Consider the following 20,328-nt stretch of genomic DNA (forward strand, 5'->3'; position numbering starts at 1 on the left):
ATTTCCAAGGCTTTGTTGGGTTTCACTTCGTTCAACCCAACCTACAATTTCCCTTAACCGAACCGTATTGGTAGCAGTGGGACGTCTGTACATTGATTTTCAACTCAATGTCTGTTGTATAGTTGACAAAGACGTAGCAGTGCTACGTCTCTACATTGATTTTCAACCCCGACATCTCCAAAAAAGACATAAAGACGTTCCATCGGAGCGTCTCTACATTAGATATAGGAGTGAAAATGAACTATGCGTTGTCTACAACCCTTGTAGAGACGCGAAATTGAACTTCGTCCCGCTTCGCTAACGCGTCTCTACATTGTTTTCTGGAGATGTCTATTGTTTTTCAACTCGATGTCTGTTGTATACTTGACAAAACTTTAACTTGTGTATCGGTCTAAAAATTTTTCTTGCTCGTCTGCATTGAGGAGAGTAATCTAATTGTCAAACACATAATTGTGCTTATGCGTCTCACCTCTCTTGATGTTTTTCGCGGCATTACGATCGCTGGTATGATTCTTGTGAATATGGCAGGCATCGCCGAACCGAATGTTTATCCACCTTTACTTCATGCTGATTGGCACGGTTGCACACCAACTGATTTAGTATTTCCCTTCTTTCTCTTCATTGTTGGTGTAGCGATGACTTTTTCGTTATCTAAGTATACCGAAAATAATAAACCTACATCAAGTGTATATTGGCGTATTTTGCGCCGCGCTGCCATTCTTTTTGCTTTGGGATTGCTGCTGAATATATTTTGGAATAAGGGGATTGGGACTTTCGATTTGGGTAGTATCCGCATTATGGGAGTATTACAACGCATCAGCCTTGCTTATTTATTTGCGTCCTTGGCAGTCTTAAATATACCGCGTAAAGGATTATGGATACTTGCAGGAGTGTTGCTTATCGGTTACTGGTTGGCGATGATGTATGTGCCGGTTCCCGGTTTTGGTGCCGGAGTGTTGACACGAGAAGGTAATTTTGGGGCTTTTGTGGATCGATTGATTATTCCCTCTTCACATCTATATAAAGGTGATGGTTTCAACTTCATGGGAGATCCTGAAGGGCTTTTTAGTACGATTCCTGCGATCGCTAGCGTTTTTGCTGGCTACTTCGCTGGTGATTGGATACGGAATCAGCCAGTCAAATCACGCACAAGTATAGGTTTAGTCTTATTTGGTATTGGTTGCTTAATTATCGGTTGGGTATGGGGTTTGACATTCCCGATTAACAAGAAATTGTGGACGAGTTCTTATGTAATTTTTACCAGTGGTTGGGCATTAATATTGCTCGCAGGTTGTTATGAACTGATTGAAGTGCGACGGATACGACGTTGGAGTAAAGCGTTTGAAGTCATGGGTTTAAATGCGATCGCTATTTTCGTTGCTTCTGTATTACTAATTAAAATCTTGGTGAAAACCAACATCGGCAGCGGTGAAAAAGCTCCAAACACCTTCGATTGGATTTACAATAATCTTTTCGTACCTTGGGCTGGTGCTTTCAATGGTTCACTATTATTTGCCATTGTCACCGTCTTATTTTGGTTAGCTGTAGCTTACGGAATGTATCGTCAACGCTGGTTTATCAAAGTTTGAATAAAATTAATTAGCCTAACATTATATAATGTTAGGCTAATCACACATATTGTAGAGACGTTCCGCCGGAACGTCTTTACGGTGGAACGTCTTTACGATGGAACGTCTTTACGATGGGATATTTATTTCCCTAGAATATTCAATAATGCTTGTCGATAAATCTTGAGTCCTTCTGCATTCAGATGATCGCCATCAGTTGTTAAATTATCTTTCAAAACATTATTTTCATACAACGGTGCTATACCTTCAGCGACAACGGGGACATTTTCTGAAGCTGCCACTTGATTAATCACAGCGTTGATTTGTTCGACTTTCGGGAGTGGAGCTGCTACAGTTGGATCTTTGCTAGCGGCAACTGTTGAGTAAAAAGCGGGAATGAGAAAAATCTGTTTAGTTCCCGATGTTCTCACGAGTGCGATCGCTTCTTTCACATTTTTCCTAAACTCTTCATCACTAAGTTGATACAAAGCATCATTTCTCCCAACTGCGATGATGGTTTTTTCACATTTCACCTTAGTCGGAATTAAACGTTGCAGTTGTTGAACTAATGAAATTGAACTCACACCATTAAACGCAAAATTAAAATTACCTTCCCCAAGAGTATTTCCAATTTGAGCGGAAATAGAATCACCAAACAAACAGCCGGAAAATTGCTTTCCTTCGCTAGCGAATATCTGATATTGTAGTTCCAGTCGCCATAAAGGTGAAGAACTTAAATTATCTTTGATTGTTGCATCATTAGAAGCAAAAAATAACTTTGATTTGCTGAGTAAGTCTAAAGTAGCTGGTACATCAATAACTAATCTATCACTGGGATAAGCTTCGAGAAAGCTGAGTATACTTAAACCTTCTGGTGATTTTGCACCAAGAAGCAAAGCTGCTCGTAGTGCTGGTACACCGGCTCGATCTTCTCGTGCGATCGCACGAGAAGCACCAGATAAAAATAGTTTACCAATTGATGAATCTACCAGCTTATTTAAAGCCACAATATCTAGAGATTTTTTCACCTGAAGCGCTTCTTGTAACTTTTGTTGTTGTTTAGGTTTTAAATAACCGAGAAAAGATTGTAAATCAGACGATACTTTTTTTGTTTCTGCATACTTGCGTAAATCTGCTATGGGAAGCGATTGAGCAAATATTCCATATCTGACAACAATTTTCTCAGCTGCCAAACTAGGAGATGAAGCCAGAAAACTATGCAAAATTAAAAATATTAAGCAACCAGATATGCATAACAGAGGACGATATAAATATTTAATCATTGATGGTTGTTGGTTGTTGAGCATTGGGCATTGGGCATTGGTAATTATTTTTATTCACCTTCTTTCTATTCCCTAGTCCCCAGTCCCCAATCCCTAGTTCCCCATTCATCAACATAAATAGACAAACTCAATTTGGGAATAATCAAGCAGTAGAAGTGAGAATGGGAAAGTGTTAGAAGAACGTGCATATTGGTTAGCTTGGTCGCAAATTTCGGGGATTGGTCCAGTGTTGTTACAACGTTTACAACAGCATTTTGGCACGTTGGCTGCCGCTTGGAAAGCACATCAAGGTGAATTAGCTCAAGTAGAGGGTTTTGGTTTGCAGACGCTGGAAAAAGTGATAAAACAACGTTCTGCTTTGCATCCCGAACAACTACTAATCAAACACCAGCAAGAAAATCCTCATTTTTGGACACCAGCTGATGTAGATTATCCGCGTTTGCTGCTAGAAACACCAAGCCCACCGCCAATTTTGTATTATCGTGGTGAAGTGGATTTGTCAGAAAATCTCGGACAAAAACCCCTAGTTTCCATTGTCGGAACGCGCAAACCTACAGAATATGGTATACGTTGGACTCGTCAAATTAGCGCGGCTTTGGCGAAAAATAATTTTACAGTTGTTTCTGGAATGGCAGAGGGAATTGACACTGAATGTCATTTAGCTGCGATGAAAGCTGGGGGAAGGACTTTAGCCGTTTTGGGTACCGGTGTAGATGTCATCTATCCACACAAAAATCGCGACTTATACAAGCAGATTTTGACATCTGGGTTAGTGCTGAGTGAATACAGCACGAAAACACCACCCGATCGCACTCATTTTCCCCGTCGCAATCGAATAATTGCCGGGTTGACTCGCGCTGTTTTGGTGATGGAAGCACCGATAAAATCTGGTGCTTTAATTACAGCGCAATACGCAAATGAATTTGGACGAGATGTTTATGCACTACCTGGTAGACTGGATGACCAGCCATCCCAAGGGTGTTTAAAGTTACTTTATCAAGGAGCAACGCCGATTCTCAGGGAACTTGATGAACTGTTAAAGATGTTGGGTGCAATACCACAATTTGATGTAATTGAAGATTCACTAATACAGCAAGAGTTACCTCTGGTAAATTTACCACCAGAACTGAAACAAGTTATGGAAGCTATTTCTTCGGAGTCTTTACCTTTTGATTTTATTATCCAACAAACGGGGATGAATGCTGGTTCGGTTTCTAGTGCTTTGTTGCAGTTGGAACTTATGGGTTTGATTTCCCAGTTACCGGGAATGCGGTATCAACGGTGTTGACATGCATATTTGAAGCACTCTTCGTGCTTATAGCGTTTCCTAGTCTGCTGAGGTATAAATTTATCTGCGTCCATCGGCGTTTATCTATCTTCATCTGCGGTTAATTCAATATTCTGTACCTCATGAATGTGGGAATCGCTATACTACGAAATAATAATTAATATAAGAATTATCTTGGGGGGTAATATTGAGGATTGGTTATGGGGTATTGATAATTGGTTCCCATGTTATTGGGTGAAGGATTTATGTATGGGGGTGGATAAATTCCTGTATTGTTGGGTAAAGGTGTGATGACTGGGGGTTGATAACCGCTTCCCATTGGGTTGGTTTGAGGTGTCATGACTGGGGATTGATAACCGCTTAGGGGTGGAGTGTTTCCTATGGGGTTGGGTGCAAGATTTTGGCTGAATTGTTGGTAAGCAGTACTAGAAATTGCACTGATGAGTTTTTCGGCGCGGGGGTCGTTATTCGGACGTTGTATCATGACAGCAGCGATGTAACGCTTGCCATTTGGCATATCAACTAAACCAGCATCCGCTAACATTGTACCAATATCGCCGGTTTTGTGAGCAACGGTTGCGCCAGCTCCTAAACCAGAGGGTAATAATGTATCTCTTTCTGTATGACGCATGATATCAAGCAAGCGATCGCGTGATTGCATAGATACTAAATTACCTTGATTCACCATCGCCAGCAAATTCCCCAATTCTTTGGGACTGGTGGTGTTTGTACCTTCTAAATCTGGTAATTTGTTACGAATAGCGGTGGTTGTCAAACCCCAACTGCGAAAACGCTGATTTAACGCATCAATACCACCTAATTTAGCAATCAGCATATTTGTGGCAGTGTTATCGCTGATTGTAATCATTTTCGTGGCAAGTTCCAGCACTGTGAACTGAGTTCCCACAGGTTTATATTGTATATTTCCCGAACCACCTGCAACCATATCCTGTTGCATGGTTAGAATTTCATCTAAGCGAATTTTGCCTGCATCCACATCCTGAAATAAGGCAACCAAAATCGGCACCTTAATTGTACTAGCTGCGGGGAAACTTGCACCAGCGTTTATATCTACATAACCGCCACTATTTAAATCTACCAAGAAAACTCCTGGGGTCAAATTTGGACTTGCCAGTGCCAAATTTTGCACAGCAGCTTTTAAGGAGGTGATTTCCTGAGATAAATATAAACCGCTATTTTGGAAATTCTGGGGAGATTGTGCCTTTTGCTCAACATTATTAGTGTTCGATGACACCGAAGCCGAGTTAATCCGAGTAGCAGGATCTAAAACTGATAGGATTGTACCAGCGATCGCACCAATACCAACTCCCACAATTAACAAGCGCATTGCATATAACAACGATCTTGCCATTGGCTTTAACCTAGTTTTGCGCGATGGTCGTTGACCTGCTTTTGGCGATCGCGAAATTCTTTTTGAGACTACCTGCTTTCGCATCGCCTTTAAGTTTCCACCACTGGGTTGAAAGGGTGGTATTCTTCCTTTGACAGCAGATGGCATAACTAACCCTGGTCGTGTCTTCGGGACACCTGGAGGACTAAGTGTAGTGCTGATTTTTTGGGGATGCGAGAGTCCTTTGGACACGCTTCGCGAACGCGATACGTTCTTTTTCTCTTTATTTTGTTGTACTGGTTGCACTTTACGCTTATTTTGGCGTCGGTTGCTGGGTTGACGCCGTGAAAAAGCGATTAGTTTATCACTTGATTCTGACACTGCTACTCCTTATGACCCAATCTAGTTGTTTGTTGCATCCCGACCCAAAACTTATAGCAACACTTTAATACTGAAATCATTTTCTGTCATTAAGTAGCATTTTTGTGTTGAAGTTATGTTTATGATTTTGGGGAGATGATCAGTATGATAGTAAACGATGAATTACAAATTTTCGCGATCGCTCTTTCCCCCCATAGCCCATTGTACCTGCCGTAAAATTCCCTGCAACATAGCTACTTCCTTAGTTTGCAGTCCAGCACGATTATAAAGTTGTCGAAATTTTTCCATCCGACTAGCTGCTGTATGTGGATAAATGTAACCAATTTCCAATAAAAGTGATTCTAATTGTTGATAGTATATTTCCACAACCTCAAAAGGTGCCAGTTCAGTTTTGTTTAAGCTTTGACGATCGCTTTGCTTGAGATTTTCTGCCAGTTCATAACAGCATATTCCCACAGCCGCAGCCAAATTTAGCACTGGATAAACAGAATCGGTGGGAATGCGAATAAACCTCTGAGCGTAGTTTAACTCTTGATTACTTAATCCCCGGTCTTCTGGACCGAAAATCAAGGCTGCTGATTTGTCTTTTTCTTCCAATAACCAGGGTAATGCATCGCGGGGATTTTCTAAAGGCTTTTCCCAATCACGCACACGAGCAGTTGTAGCGATCGCTCTCACACATCCTTGCAATGCTTCTGGCAAAGTCGGCACCGATACCGCAGATTCTAAAACATCATCGGCATGAACTGCCATTTTTTTTGCTTCCAACCCCAAAAAGTCACATTGAGGATTGACTAATACTAAATGATGTAACCCGAAATTTTTCATTACCCGTGCTACAGAACCCACATTCATTGGACCTGCTGGTTCTACCAACACAATTTTTAACCAGTCCAATTTCATTTTTTCCATCACCTTCTGCCTGCATAATGTCTTGATAGTTATTGTACGCAGTGCAGGTCATATTAGACATCTGGTAAAAAAGACATAGAGACATTCCACATGCTTCGTCTCTACAAGGGGTGAGGTTTTATATGTACCTCAACCAAGAACCGCTATATTGTTTGATGAAGATATGAATTCAACCACGACTGATTTAACTACCAAACAACAAATTTTTATACGAGACGATATCCCCACTCACTGACAAAACTTAGTACAGCATTTCATAAGTTCATGACGAAAATTTCTAACAAAAACTCTGCGTCACTTTGCGCTTACCTCCGCGCTCCTCTGCGTTAAAAAACGCGCTCGTTATTATGTAAAACTATACTTAGCTGAAACCGTAATTTACTTGATTAGAGGAATTCAATGAGCCGCACACCATTGTTAGACCCAAATCGCTCGTATACTTTTAGCAATTACTTTGAATTAGGGTTTGCAGTTGATGATTTAGTCGCTGAATTTGGTTATTCATTCGAGCGAAAATTTCTGAACTTACCACAATACTCAGGCTCATTAGACAGACTTGCCGACCTAAAGCAACGGATTGAAGAAGTATTACCTTTTGTAAATTTAGAAAACGAAGCTACTCGTCGGGAAATTTTAATTGCGCCGATTGTTACTGATATAATTCATTATTCCCACGCCGAATTACGAATTGAATATAATATTAAAGTTGATAATAAACTTCAAGGCAATTTAGATTATTATCTGCGAACAACAACAAATTTAATTGTGATTGAAGCCAAGCAAGCAGATATAAATAGGGGATTTATACAACTAGCTACTGAGATGATAGCTCTTGATAAATGGACTGATTCTACTCAAGCTGAAATATTAGGAGCAGTAACTACAGGTAATGTTTGGCAATTTGGTATATTAAATAGACAAAAACAAAGTATTGAACAAGCAATTAACCTTTATCGAGTAACTGAAGAATTGGAAATTGTGGTCAGAACTTTGCTTGCTGCACTGATGAATTAACCGCTAACTGGATATACAGCAGATTGCGTTGTGATTAAATACACGTAGAGACGTTCCTTTCGTAACGTTTCTACAGGGTTTTCGGTTTTACGCATGTACCTCCTAAACCTGAAATCTGCTGTAAATAAACTATAGGATTCCTATTTGATTTTTGAACAAAAATGTTTCCAAAAATCTTACAAAATCAGAATTAATAATGACATTGTGTAATTACAGCACCCTATCGCTCTAATCGAATACACGTAGAGACTATTCTGTGCTACGTCTCTACAAGGAGAGGGGTTTTATATATAGGACTAATATTTGATTTTTGAAAAAGCTCCGTACATCTGAAGAGTGGGAAAATCAAAGGTAGTGTGACGGATAAACCATTCAAACATCCATTTTAAATGAGAGAATGAAGGGAGCAAAGCACAAAAACGTCGAACCCAGGTTTTGGCTTGCAACCAAACATCCTCAATGGGGTTTTGTACCGGACAATTGGGAGCAAAACGAACGCAGTGTATTTTCCACTGGTCAGTTGAAAGTCCTTTGTTCACTTCATTCAAGAAATTTTTAATTTCTTGAGAACGATGGTAACTAGCTCCATCCCAAAAAATTAATAATTGCTGATTAGGAGACTCATCTAGCAAATAACGTAGATAATCAATCGTATTTTTGGAATTTCCAGCATCATAGGTTTTAAGTATTAATTCTCCTTGAAGATAGTCAATTGCTCCATAATATGTTTGTTTCTCTCGCTCATTGACCACTGGAACCATAATTTCTTGGTCTGTTTTACCCCATATATAACCACTTAAGTCTCCCCACATTAAATGACATTCATCAATCAGTAACGCTCTTAATTTACCTGTTTCAATTTCACTACGATTGTTTTCCAACAATGTTTCAATCTCTTTTTTTTGCATAAACAGCATCTGGGTCAGCTTTTGGGTTTAATTTTGTGGTTTTCTTCCAACTGATTCCTGCTGCTTTAAACAAATCGTAGTAACTTTTTTCGTTTCGTAAACTACATCATATTCAAAAGCTAGTTTATACTCTAATTCTCCTATTTCCCAATAATCCTTTGTTTGAAGCCAACTCAATACTTCCTCTCGCTGCTCAGTACTCAAATAGCTTTTCTTCCTTTATAATTTAGTCTTAGACCATCAATTCCATTATCCTCATATACTTGTTTCCAACCTGTTATCGAACCAAGTGAAACGCCAAGAATTCTCTGGATTTCCTCATATAAGTAACCTTGATAAACCAGCTTTACTGCTAACCCTTTTCTCACTTCACGGGCATTTATATTTTGAACTATAAATTCCTCTAGTTCTGCGATCGCCTGCTGTAAGTGCTGATTCATCATCGTTCCTCATTATACTTATCACTCATCTCCGTATTATCTCTTAGTTTTTTTCAAAAATCAAATATGATTCCTATATGTACTTCATTAACCTGAAATCTGCTGTAGTTCTCTTTTGCTGCTTATCTATCAAAGAGTGATACCTTTCCTGCGGAACGCTGTGCGAACGGTGAGCTTCGCTAAGGCAAAACTTTTCAAAGCGGGCGATGGGACTTGAACCCACGACATTCACCTTGGGAGGGTGAGATTCTACCACTGAATTACACCCGCAAATCTTTTAGCCTTAATAAGACTAAAAAGTATTATACCACATTATATCTTCTTTTTGTAGCAAGGACTTTAGCTGGAACAAAAGAAGCCTCACGTCTCAAGAAAGTACTCACTCTTAGCGTGAGAGGACTAAAGTCCTCACTACGAAATAAATCACAATACGCTTGGTGTTAAGCCTAAAATCCTTGGTAGAGACGCGAAATTTCGCGTCTCTACAAGTCTGAAATAAGTCCAAAAAACCTTAACTGAACTGTATTGAAATAAATCACCCATATTATTGTAGAGACGTAGCACAGAATAGTCTCTAGGAGGGACGACATGATGTTATTTGTGAATTGAGTACTCAGACGGTGGTTCTTTCCTAGCAGGGGGCAAACTGATGACATCTTCAACAGTAACCTTCTTGCGGCGCCGTTTCTTGCCAAATCCATATTTTGCCGTATCTACAATCCACCTTTGGAAAGAGTCAATATAAGTAAATATCACCGGCACAACCACCAAAGTCAGCAAAGTGGAAGTTGTGAAACCGCCTAAAATCGCAACTCCCATCGGTTGACGAACTTCAGAACCGGCACCAATTCCCAAAGCAAGAGGAATGATACCGGCAATAGTTGCCAAAGAAGTCATCATAATTGGGCGCAATCGTGACAATCCGGCTTCTAGCAGTGCTTCACGTTGTTTTTTGCCTTCTTGGAGGTTCATAATCGCATAGTCCACCAAGAGAATCGAGTTTTTGGTAACAACTCCCATCAATAAAACTATACCAATTAGGGCGTAGATTCCCAAAGGTTTTTGAGCCACCATCAAGGCTACCAATGCCCCCCCTAAACAAAAGGGCAACGCCATCATAATCGCTATGGGATACAGGAAGTTATTATACAGCAAAACCAGAATCGCATAGATACTCATTAATGCCAGTCCTAATGCAGCACCAAAGCGACTGAAAATTTCTGCCATAATTTTCGCACTTCCAGAAGGTTGCTGAGTCACTCCTGGGGGCAAGTTGGTGAATGCAGGTAACTTGTTAACTGCATTTACTGCTTCTCCTAAAGCGATACCTTGGAAGTTAGCTTCCACCGCAACTTGACGAGCTCGGTCAAAGCGGTTGACGGTTGCAGGACCACTACCAAAGCGGATATCTGCCACAGCAATTAGGGGAACCAAGGTGTTATTTTGAGTCGGAACTTGGAGATTTTTGATTGTGTTGATGTCTGCTCGCGCTTTCGGGTCGATTTGGACGCGAATGGGAATTTGGCGATCGCTCAGATTGTATTTCGCTAAATTTGCCTCGATATCCCCTATAGTTGCCAGCGAAGCAGTCCGGGCAATTGCTTGCACGGTTACACCTAAATCTGCGGCTCGCTGCGGATCGGGAATTACCAAAATCTCTGGTTTTACCAGACTCGCAGTTGAAGACACCTCCACTAATCCGGGTACTGTTCGCATCTGCTTTTCTAGCGCGTTAGCACCTTCAAGTAAAGCGTCTGGATTCTCACTTCTGAGAACTATAGATAATTCCTTACCATCACCACCAGCTCCTTCAGTTTGGAAACTAATTCTCGCTCCCGCTATTTGCTGGAATAAAGGACGTATTTGCACCTCAAACTCTTTTTGAGTAACTTTTCGATCTTCTCTGGGTTTGAGCTTGACGGTGAGGGTAGCAGAATTTATTTCTTCTGTGGCTAGAACGCTTTCAACTGCTGGATTTTGCCGGATGAGGTTGGTTCCTTGCGTGGCTACCTTGTTGATATCTAGCAAAGTAGAACCGGGGGGTAATTCAATCAAAACAGTGGAAATACCCACATCTCCGTCATCCACAAAACCTTTGGGGATAGCAGGAATCAGCATCAAACTAGCGATGAAGAAAGCCAGAGCAATACCCAATGTTGTCAATCGATGTCGCAATGCCCACTTCAACATTGATTTATAAGGTTGAAAACGCCGCTTTTTGGAGGAAGGGGAAGAAATGCTTTGCGTTTGCAATTCCGAGGGGTAGGGGGGAAGTGAGAAAGGAATTTCTTCTTCTTCTTGATTCTTCCTCCGACCTAGAAACCCAAAATTTATCCCCAAAAATCTGATTCCTTTTTTGGGCTTGTGCTGTTTTGCACCTTCATCATGTTTCTTATCTTTGAGCAAATACGCACCCATCATCGGTGTCACCATGCGTGCCACAAGAGTTGAGAAAATTGTCGAAACGGCAACGGTAACACCAAAAGGTTGGAAAAACTGCCCAGGAATACCACCCATAAAAGCAACGGGTAAAAACACGGCAATAATTGTTGCCGCACTCGCGATCACCGCTAGTCCCACTTCATCAGAAGAGTCAAAAGAAGCTTCCCAAGGTGTTTTGCCCATTGCTATGTGCCGTTCCATGTTCTCAATTTCCACAACGGCATCATCAACCAAGTTACCCACCGCTAGCGCTAATCCCAACAAAGTCATATTGTTGAGGGTGTAACCTAAGGCTTGCTGCACAAAAAAGGTCGGAATAATCGACAAAGGCAAAGCTACTGCTGTAATTAATGTTGCTCGCCAGTCTCTCAAAAAGATGAGAATTACTATTACTGCTAGGACTGAGGCTTGAATTAATTCATCAATTGTGCTTTGGTAGGAGTCGCGCACGGGGGTGGCTCTGGTAAAAATTAATTCCACCTTCACATCTTGGGGAAGTGTTTTTTGCAGTTCTTCTAACGCTGCTTTCACTCCTTCTTCTACCGTCACTGTGACACTACCTGTACTCCGCAATACTTGGAAGGCTACCACAGGTTTGTTATTCAACCGTGCAGCTTGACGAATATCACCAAACTTATCTTCTACCGTCCCCAAACTAGATAAACGGACAGAACCACCATTAGGTAAGACAATTTCGTAATTTGTCAAGTCTTTGACGCTTTTGGCACTACCTAGAGTGCGGATACTTTGTTCGCTACCGCCAACTTCAGCGCGTCCACCAGGTAAGTTAACGTTAAAAGTACGTACTTGGTCGTTTACCTGGGTAGCGGTGATACCAAGAGATTGTAAACGATTTGGGTCAAGGTTAATCCGGATTTCTCGGTCAACTCCACCTATACGTTTAACTTGCCCCACTCCCTTGACTGATAATAAAGCGCGGCTGATAGTTTGGTCTACGAGGTTACTTAATTCTTCTACAGAAAGCTTGCTGGATGTAACAGCGTAGGTAACGATGGGACCACCAGCAAAATCCACACGTTCGACGATTGGATCGTTGATATCTTGGGGTAAATCTTGACGAATTTGGGAAATTGCATTGCGGACATCATTGGTAGCGCGATCGCTATTTGTCCCCAAAATAAAAGTTATTGTCGTCTTCGAGGAACCATCGGTAACTGTCGAACGCAATTCATCGATGTTTCCTAACCCAGCAACAGCATCTTCTATTTTTTTCGTTACTTGCGATTCAAGTTCCGCAGGACCGGCACCTGGTTGGGTAACGCTCACCGAAACTGTTGGTACATCAATATTTGGGTTAGTATCAATTCCCAAACTAGTGAAGGAGAACCAACCGATTATTGTCAACATTAAAAATATAACTATCGTCGGGACAGGTTTTTTGATTGCCCAAGCCGAAATATTGAAAGACATATAAATTTTGGTAGTTGTTAGTTGTTGGTTGTTAGTTGATGGTTGTTGGTTGACGGTTATCGACTATGGACTTAACCACTATCAACTATCCATTAACCACTAACCACTATCTATTGACTACGCGCACTTTATCGCCATCTTTGATGTAACCTGCGCCATCAACAACTAGGCGATCGCCTACTTTTACACCTTTTTTAATTTCCACCCTGCCACCAATGAGAATTTCTCCTACTTCTACTTTCACAGCACGTACTATGTCTTCACCCGATAGGATGAATACACTTGCACTACCATCAGGTTGCGGTAATACAGCTTTTTGTGGTGCTGCCATCCCTACCGCTGTATTAGTAGTAATCACCGCACGGGCAAACATTCCAGGTTTGAGTAAATTTGTCTGGGGTAAGTCAATTTTGACGGTTGCTTCACGTCTTTGCTGATTGATCACCGGTTGTATCTCTCTAACTCGTCCTTGCAAGCGTACACGGTTATCTTGCTCTGAGGTAATTTGCGCCGGTGCGTCAATTTTTACTTGTGGTAATTGAGTTTCGGGAACCAGCGCTTGAAGTTCTAGCCTGCCATCATTAATAATGGAAAAGAGCCTTTGGGGTGCTGAGTTGTTAGTTCCATTCTGCATTCCATTTTGGGCAGCTTGCGGTGGAATTCCGGTCATATCGCCAACTCTAACTAGTTTCTCAGCTATAAGTCCGGAAACTGGCGATCGCACCGCAGTTTGTCCTTGCTGAGTTTTCAGTTGTTGAACTTGAGCATTACTACTCTTGACAGCAGCTTGGGCGCTGTTAATGTTAGCTTGAGCAATGTTGACATTTGCTTGGGCAGCTCTAACACCAGCTTGAGCGCTCTTGACATTTTCTTCGGCACTTTTGATGTTTGCTTCGGCAAGACGCACGGCTTCTGTTGCTGTGGCTACAGTTGTTGTCCGAGTCAAGAGTTCTTGCTTGCTAATTGCCCCTGCATTTGCTAATTGTTGATAGCTTCGGAGATTTTGCGTAGCTTCTTCTAACCTTGCCTTAGCTTGACCCAAATCTGCTTGTCTTTGCTGGACGATCGCCTGATTTGATGCCACAGTTGCTTGACTAGTGGCTACATCTGCCTGTTTTGATGCTAGCTCGGCTTCTTGAGAACCTACATTTGCCTGCTTTGATTCCACATCAGCTCTTGCTTGACGAATTTGGTCTTGCAATATTGAATCATCCAGAATTGCCAAAACTTGACCTTGTTTAACTGAATCTCCTTCTTTTACTAAGACTTGTTTGATTTGCAAGCCATTTGTGAGCGGTAATACCGGAATCAAATCACGCGCTGTTATAGTACCTGTAGTATTTAGAACACGGGCAACGCGAGTAGTTTCAACCGGAGCGACGGTGACTGTCATTGAGGGGGCAACACTTGCGGCAGGTTTAGTTGCTACCGGGTTTTGTTGACCAGCGGAACGATTAGCTAATAAACGCATTCCCCCGAAAGCGATCGCTATTCCCAAAGTAGTACCCAGCAATAGCGGTAATAGCCAAGGACGCGATCGCCGACTAACGCGATCTTCCTCAAAGTCAGCATTCTCGAATTCCGAAACTTCTTCCACCTCAATATCTGAAAACTTTTCCTCCCTCACAGTCATCCCTCCAGAAGTACCCAAATAACAATAGTGATATTCGCTTAAAAAAACTTTAAATTAATTATCGTATATTAACTATGACTCATCACCTAGGCTTATGGCTGTATCGGCTCGGAAAATCTACCCATGACAATAGTCATATTTTGGGGACTGGGGACTAGGGAAAATATTTCTTCTTTCTTGCCCTTTACCCTTTAACCTTTAACCTTTACCCCTCTTTCTTGCCCAATGCCCAATGCCCAATTCTTCTGGAACTTTGCGCTTCTAGGAGAGCATCGCCTATGCTGTGATAGACACATCAGGGAAGAGGACACCCATAAATGCGATCGCATTCATCGCTCCTAGTACAGGTCGGCGGAAATAAAGCTACCATTCAAAATATCCAAAAAGTCTCCTATATAAGCCTTTTGACTTTTGACTTTTGACTTTTGACTTCCGTCTTGTGTTCCTAGACAAATCTGCGTACTCAATTCCAGCAAATGCCTCCCCAATTATTTAATTTTGGCAATAAATAATACTATGTTCAATGCGACTGAAATTTTGATTGATGCTTTTGTCAAGCAAATTCGAGAAGGCTACCACCGCACTTACGGCTGCTCAAAAAATGACTACCAGGACATCATAGCTTGGGCGGGCAACATGGCTTTAGAAAACATTGCCAATAGCGATGCTCTATATCACAATGTTGAACATTCTGTCTTAGTCACCCTTGTGGGACAGGAAATTCTCCGAGGCAAACATATCCGTGAAGGTGGTGTTAAGAGTGAAGACTGGTTGCATTATGTCATCTCCTTACTGTGTCATGACATCGGCTATGTCAAAGGAGTTTGCCGAGAAGACCGAGAAACCGAAAACTTGTATGCCACAGGTAAAAATGGGCAAATGATTACTCTTCATCCGGGTGCTTCGGATGCCAGCCTCACACCGTATCATGTTGATCGAGCAAAACTATTCATTGATGAGCGTTTTGGCGGTCACGGGTTGATAGATTCTGAGGTAATTAAGACTAACATTGAATTGACTCGCTTTCCAGTGCCTGCGGCAGAGGATCATCAAGGTACAAGTAACTTTGCTGGCTTAGTGCGTGCTGCCGATTTGATTGGACAATTAAGCGATCCACGTTACTTACGGAAAATTACTTCTTTATTCTACGAGTTTGAAGAAACGGGAATGAATAAGGTTTTGGGTTATAAAACTCCTGCCGATTTGCGAAAAAACTACGCTAAGTTTTACTGGAATGGCGTATATCCTTATATTAAAGAAGGACTGCATTATTTGTCTTTGACACAGCAGGGAAAACAAATTGTAGCTAATCTTTATTCAAATGTATTTGTTGTAGAACACGAAAAACAACAAGAAGAACGATACTTAGAAGAGTTAGGAGAGACGCGATTAACCGCGTCTCTACAGGAGCAGCGGAGTTAGGAGTTAAGAATTATGAAACATAAATTACAAATAAGTAAAAAAGTTTCATAATCTCATGTCCGTTTAATTAACACTAATAAAAACATCGCAATGTTCGTAGAGACGTTCCGCCGGAACGTCTTTACAGAGACATTCCGCCGGAACGTCTTTACAGAAACGTTCCGCCGGAACGTCTTTACAATTGTAAGTAATAAACCTGACATGATATAATTCATAAATTCAAAGAGCAGTTAGTGGATAGTAGATAGTGAAAATTTAAAGAGGGGAAATGCCCAATGCCCAATGCCCAATACCCAATGCCCACTAACAACCAACAAATATTATGAATTGGTGGCAAAGACTCAAGAAAAATCCCTTGGCGCGATTTGGCGCAATTTTGCTATTAGTTTTTTATGTGGCAGTAATCGCAGCTGATTTCATCGCTCCTTACGACCCATATGTGACACAAGCAAATGGTTCGCTCCTGCCACCTACTCAAGTTTATTGGTTTTCTAAATCGGGGCAGTTTATCGGTCCTCATGTTTATCCGACGACCCAAGGAGACACAAATTTAGAAACGGGTAAACGAGAACTAATCGTAGACCGCAGTAAGCCTTCACCTTTACGTTTATTCGTTCAAGGTTCAGAGTACCATTTGTTTCAGCTTAGTTTTCCCGTACCGCCCAAATGGGACGAAGTGACAATAATTCCAGGTATTCCACTCAATTGGCATTTGTTTGGCACAACCGATAATGTCAAATTCAATTTTTTGGGTACTGATGACCAAGGTCGCGACCAATTCACTCGCTTGTTGTATGGTGGTCGTATTAGTTTATTTATTGGAATTATCGGTGTCCTGATTACTTTTCCCCTTGGTCTGTTCTTTGGGGGAATTTCTGGTTATTTCGGCGGTTGGACTGATAGCATAATCATGCGTTTAGCTGAAGTGTTGATGACGTTTCCTAGTATTTATCTTTTGGTGAGTTTAGGGGCAGTATTACCTGCTGGTTTAAGTAGCACGCAGAACTTTTTGCTAATAGTATTGATTACTTCAGTTATTAGTTGGGCTGGGTTAGCGCGGGTAATTCGCGGACAGGTACTCTCAATTAAAGAGCGAGAGTTTGTCCAAGCTGCGCGGGCAATGGGTGGTAAGCCAATTTATATTATTCTCCGTCACGTTTTGCCGCAAACTGCAACTTATATAATTATCGCTGCTACGCTTTCAGTTCCTAGCTTTATTGGGGCAGAAGCGGTACTTAGTCTCATTGGCTTGGGTATTAAACCACCCGATCCTTCTTGGGGTAATATGCTTTCTTTGGCAAGCAATGCTTCGATTTTGGTACTGCAACCTTGGCTAATTTGGCCCCCTGCTATACTGATTATTCTGACAGTGCTGGCTTTCAATTTGCTCGGTGATGGTTTAAGGGATGCCCTTGATCCGCGTAGTTTGCGAAGGTAAGTTTTTTGTTGTTGAAGTTGGGCGATCGCTTTTTCATTATCTAACAATTTATAAATTAGATATAGGCGTAGAAATTAAATATGCGTTAGAACCTGTAGAGACGTAGCACTGCTACGTCTCTACATTGTTTTTCACAACGAGCGTGTCTATTTGATAGAGTGGGTGGTGTTTTGTGCGATCGCATTCAAGAAAAAGAGCGATCGCAATAATAGATATCAACCGAATTTAAATATGGGTTATCCAAAACCTGTAGAGACGTAGCACTGCTACGTCTCTACATTTTTATTTCATGCTTAAGCCAAAAGGCTCACCCTCTTAACTTAAGATTCCATCACTTCTGCTGTCTTCTTTCTATCCAACTTCAGAAACAATACTCCCAAAGGTGGCAAACACAAATCCAGAGAATAAGGACGATTGTGCAACGACCAATTATCAGTCCACTTACCACCTAAATTGCCCATATTGCTGCCACCATATTGACGCGCATCACTATTAAACAACTCAGTATAAAATCCCGGTTCCGGTACACCGATGCGATAATGAGAATGCGGTTGCGGTGTGAAGTTGCAAACAGCAATAATGAAATCATCAGAATCTTTATCGCGACGAATAAAGAAAACCACGCTATGACGGTTGTCGCTACAATCAATCCACTCAAACCCAGCTTGAGCAAAATCTTGGTTATATAAAGCTGGTTCCGAGCGATAAAGATGATTCAAATCGGTGAAAAACTGTTTTAACTGTTGGTGTGGCTCATGCTGAAATAATTGCCATTCTAAATCACTCCAAACATTCCACTCACTCCACTGCCCAAACTCCATGCTCATAAACATGGTTTTCTTACCTGGATGGGCAAACATATAGCTAAATAAACAACGCACATTAGCGAATTTCTGCCATCTATCTCCGGGCATCTTGCCAATGATATTGCTCTTACCATGCACCACTTCATCATGTGACAGTGCCAACATGAAGTTCTCACTGTGGTGATACCACATACTAAAGGTGATGTTGTTTTGATGGAACTGACGGAACCAAGGGTCCATGCTGAAGTAATCCAGCATGTCGTGCATCCAGCCCATGTTCCACTTTAAGTTAAAGCCCAGTCCCCCTGTGTAGGTGGGCCAAGATACCATCGGCCAAGAGGTAGATTCTTCGGCAATTGAGAGAATGCCGGGAAAATAGCTGAAAATAGTGTGATTTGTCTGACGCAGAAAATCTGCTGCTTCGATGTTTTCTCTACCACCGTATTGGTTTGTTACCCATTCACCTGGTTTGCGGCAATAGTCAAGATAAAGCATCGAGGCGACAGCATCAACACGAATTCCGTCAATGTGGTATTTGTCAAACCAAAACAGAGCATTTGCTACTAAGAAATTCCTGACTTCGTTGCGGCTGTAGTTGAAGACAAGAGTACCCCATTCTTTATGTTCGCCTTTGCGGGGGTCGGCGTGTTCATAAAGGTGAGAGCCATCAAAGAAGGCTAAACCATGTCCATCTTTGGGAAAGTGACCGGGAACCCAATCGACAATCACGCCAATACCGTTTTCATGGCATTGGTCAACAAAATACATGAAATCTTCCGGGGTACCAAAACGCGAGGTGGGGGCAAAGTATCCGGTTACTTGATAGCCCCAAGAGCCATCAAAAGGATGCTCGGCAACTGGTAGCATTTCAATATGGGTGTATCCCAACTCTTTGACGTAGGGAATGAGTCGCTCTGCTAATTCCCGGTAGGTGAGGAAGCGTGCGCCTGGGTTAAGTTCGGAAACAGAAACTGGGGGCTGAATTTCACCATTAGGTAGCTTGGCAGGTTCGGAGCTGGAAGCGTGTAACCAAGAGCCTAAATGCATTTCGTAAACGGAAATTGGCTGGGTGAGGGGGTCGGTCTGGCGACGTTTTTCCATCCACTCTTCGTCACCCCAGCTATAATTATTTAAGTCGGTGACAATCGATGCGGTTTTGGGGCGGACTTCTTGTTGAAAGCCGTAAGGGTCAGATTTTTCGTAAATATGTCCTTCAAAATTTTTGATTTCATATTTGTAATGCTCTCCTACTCCAAGTTCGGGAATAAATAATTCCCAAACGCCGGTGACACCTTTCCGCATTTGGTTTTTGCGTCCGTCCCAGTTGTTGAAGTCTCCCAATACGGAAGCGTTCCGGGCGTTGGGTGCCCAAACTGCAAAATAAACGCCTTTTACGCCGTCTATTTCGGTGGTGTGCGCTCCCAATTTCTCGTAAATGCGGTGATGGTTGCCTTCGCTAAACAGGTGTAAATCGAATTCTGTCAAGTTTGGAGAACGAAAGGCGTAAGGATCGTAGGTGACACGTTCGTGTTCTCCTTCTTTGATGCGTAACTGGTAGTTTGCTAGTTCTGAAACTTCAATCGTGCATTCAAAGAAGTGAGGATCGTGTACTGCTTCCATTGGGTATTCTTTACGTTCTTCAGGAAGCACTACCCAAGCTGCACTCGCATTTGGTAGGTAGGCTCGCACAGCCCAGACGTTTTTACCATTTTGTTCGATGAGGTGGGAACCAAGTATTTCAAAGGGGTCGTGATGCTGGTTCCCAATTATGCGGTTAACCTGTTCTGGAGCGATCGTGGTCATGGACATGAAGCTACCTACGTGAGATATGGTGATTGAGTAAATCGACTTTTTTAATATCTATATATATTCTTTACATTTATTTGCAGATTTTGTCGCCACTGTTTTCGGTCTTCACCAATGAATTCTTCTTTCGGCTTTGTTGTGGCGAGAAAAAAAGCAGATAAAGAAAACAGATGATGCGCTCCTAGTTTTCAGGTGATGGAAATTA

Annotated in this window: 12 protein-coding genes, 1 tRNA gene and 1 pseudogene; 5 read left to right on the plus strand and 9 right to left on the minus strand. The window is 41.8% G+C overall.

What is annotated here, in order from left to right; genetic code table 11:
• The first annotated feature begins 458 nt into the window (after positions 1 to 458).
• A complete protein-coding gene (locus TOL9009_RS0113365; protein ID WP_029633257.1) occupies positions 459 to 1,589 on the plus strand; it encodes an acyltransferase family protein in 1,131 nt (376 codons plus the stop codon).
• Between the two features lie 122 nt (positions 1,590 to 1,711).
• Here TOL9009_RS0113365 and TOL9009_RS0113370 read toward each other — a convergent pair whose 3' ends face one another.
• A complete protein-coding gene (locus TOL9009_RS0113370) occupies positions 1,712 to 2,875 on the minus strand; it encodes an alpha/beta hydrolase (RefSeq protein ID WP_051502886.1) in 1,164 nt (387 codons plus the stop codon).
• Entirely contained in the window at positions 2,844 to 2,966 is a 123-nt protein-coding gene (locus TOL9009_RS49310; protein ID WP_260675890.1) for a hypothetical protein, read from the minus strand. Before TOL9009_RS49310 ends, TOL9009_RS0113370 begins: the two co-directional genes overlap by 32 nt.
• A gap of 54 nt (positions 2,967 to 3,020) precedes the next feature.
• On the opposite strand from TOL9009_RS49310, the gene dprA reads away from it, so the two are divergent.
• Complete coding sequence (gene dprA / locus TOL9009_RS0113375; RefSeq protein WP_029633259.1) at positions 3,021 to 4,139, plus strand: DNA-processing protein DprA; 1,119 nt, start codon at positions 3,021 to 3,023, stop codon at positions 4,137 to 4,139.
• 169 nt (positions 4,140 to 4,308) lie between these two features.
• Here the strand turns inward: dprA and TOL9009_RS0113380 are convergent, their stop codons facing one another.
• Both TOL9009_RS0113380 and TOL9009_RS0113385 read right to left on the minus strand, forming a co-directional pair.
• Positions 4,309 to 5,871, minus strand: coding sequence for a serine hydrolase (locus TOL9009_RS0113380; protein WP_029633260.1), 1,563 nt, complete (start codon positions 5,869 to 5,871; stop codon positions 4,309 to 4,311).
• Positions 5,872 to 6,033: 162 nt separating this feature from the next.
• Positions 6,034 to 6,774, minus strand: coding sequence for an RNA methyltransferase (locus TOL9009_RS0113385; protein ID WP_029633261.1), 741 nt, complete (start codon positions 6,772 to 6,774; stop codon positions 6,034 to 6,036).
• A gap of 408 nt (positions 6,775 to 7,182) precedes the next feature.
• On the opposite strand from TOL9009_RS0113385, the gene TOL9009_RS0113390 reads away from it, so the two are divergent.
• Positions 7,183 to 7,797, plus strand: a complete 615-nt coding sequence (locus TOL9009_RS0113390; protein WP_029633262.1) for a hypothetical protein — start codon at positions 7,183 to 7,185, stop codon at positions 7,795 to 7,797.
• Between the two features lie 296 nt (positions 7,798 to 8,093).
• On the opposite strand, the pseudogene TOL9009_RS45585 reads toward TOL9009_RS0113390, so the two are convergent.
• From TOL9009_RS45585 to TOL9009_RS0113415, 4 genes and pseudogenes are all read right to left on the minus strand, one after another.
• A pseudogene (locus tag TOL9009_RS45585) lies at positions 8,094 to 9,124 on the minus strand (IS630 family transposase); the annotation flags it as partial.
• A 219-nt stretch (positions 9,125 to 9,343) separates the two neighbouring features.
• A tRNA-Gly gene (locus tag TOL9009_RS0113405) sits at positions 9,344 to 9,415 on the minus strand.
• A gap of 324 nt (positions 9,416 to 9,739) precedes the next feature.
• Complete coding sequence (locus tag TOL9009_RS0113410) at positions 9,740 to 13,018, minus strand: efflux RND transporter permease subunit (RefSeq protein ID WP_029633264.1); 3,279 nt, start codon at positions 13,016 to 13,018, stop codon at positions 9,740 to 9,742.
• Between the two features lie 106 nt (positions 13,019 to 13,124).
• Entirely contained in the window at positions 13,125 to 14,651 is a 1,527-nt protein-coding gene (locus tag TOL9009_RS0113415) for an efflux RND transporter periplasmic adaptor subunit (RefSeq protein WP_199341416.1), read from the minus strand.
• Between the two features lie 516 nt (positions 14,652 to 15,167).
• Between TOL9009_RS0113415 and TOL9009_RS39045 the strand changes: the two genes are divergently transcribed.
• On the plus strand, positions 15,168 to 16,073 hold the full coding sequence (locus TOL9009_RS39045; RefSeq protein WP_051502887.1) for an Npun_R2479 family HD domain-containing metalloprotein: 906 nt from the start codon (positions 15,168 to 15,170) through the stop codon (positions 16,071 to 16,073).
• A 322-nt stretch (positions 16,074 to 16,395) separates the two neighbouring features.
• A complete protein-coding gene (locus TOL9009_RS0113425; RefSeq protein ID WP_029633266.1) occupies positions 16,396 to 17,511 on the plus strand; it encodes an ABC transporter permease in 1,116 nt (371 codons plus the stop codon).
• A gap of 320 nt (positions 17,512 to 17,831) precedes the next feature.
• Here TOL9009_RS0113425 and glgB read toward each other — a convergent pair whose 3' ends face one another.
• The gene (glgB, locus tag TOL9009_RS0113430; RefSeq protein ID WP_029633267.1) at positions 17,832 to 20,120 is read right to left on the minus strand and encodes a 1,4-alpha-glucan branching enzyme; all 2,289 of its coding nucleotides are present in this window, start codon (positions 20,118 to 20,120) and stop codon (positions 17,832 to 17,834) included.
• Positions 20,121 to 20,328 lie beyond the last annotated feature (208 nt).

The sequence above is a fragment of the [Scytonema hofmanni] UTEX 2349 genome (assembly GCF_000582685.1).
GTDB lineage: Bacteria > Cyanobacteriota > Cyanobacteriia > Cyanobacteriales > Nostocaceae > Hassallia > Hassallia hofmanni.

Excerpts from the sequence above, each read along its gene's own strand:
- TOL9009_RS0113410 (WP_029633264.1), bottom strand. The coding sequence starts at position 13,018 with ATGTCTTTCAATATTTCGGCTTGGGCAATCAAAAAACCTGTCCCGACG.
- TOL9009_RS0113425 (WP_029633266.1), top strand. The coding sequence starts at position 16,396 with ATGAATTGGTGGCAAAGACTCAAGAAAAATCCCTTGGCGCGATTTGGC.
- TOL9009_RS0113365 (WP_029633257.1), top strand. The coding sequence starts at position 459 with ATGCGTCTCACCTCTCTTGATGTTTTTCGCGGCATTACGATCGCTGGT.
- TOL9009_RS0113390 (WP_029633262.1), top strand. The coding sequence starts at position 7,183 with ATGAGCCGCACACCATTGTTAGACCCAAATCGCTCGTATACTTTTAGC.
- TOL9009_RS49310 (WP_260675890.1), bottom strand. The coding sequence starts at position 2,966 with ATGTTGATGAATGGGGAACTAGGGATTGGGGACTGGGGACTAGGGAAT.
- TOL9009_RS0113385 (WP_029633261.1), bottom strand. The coding sequence starts at position 6,774 with ATGAAATTGGACTGGTTAAAAATTGTGTTGGTAGAACCAGCAGGTCCA.
- TOL9009_RS0113415 (WP_199341416.1), bottom strand. The coding sequence starts at position 14,651 with ATGACTGTGAGGGAGGAAAAGTTTTCAGATATTGAGGTGGAAGAAGTT.
- glgB (WP_029633267.1), bottom strand. The coding sequence starts at position 20,120 with ATGACCACGATCGCTCCAGAACAGGTTAACCGCATAATTGGGAACCAG.
- TOL9009_RS0113370 (WP_051502886.1), bottom strand. The coding sequence starts at position 2,875 with ATGCTCAACAACCAACAACCATCAATGATTAAATATTTATATCGTCCT.
- TOL9009_RS39045 (WP_051502887.1), top strand. The coding sequence starts at position 15,168 with ATGTTCAATGCGACTGAAATTTTGATTGATGCTTTTGTCAAGCAAATT.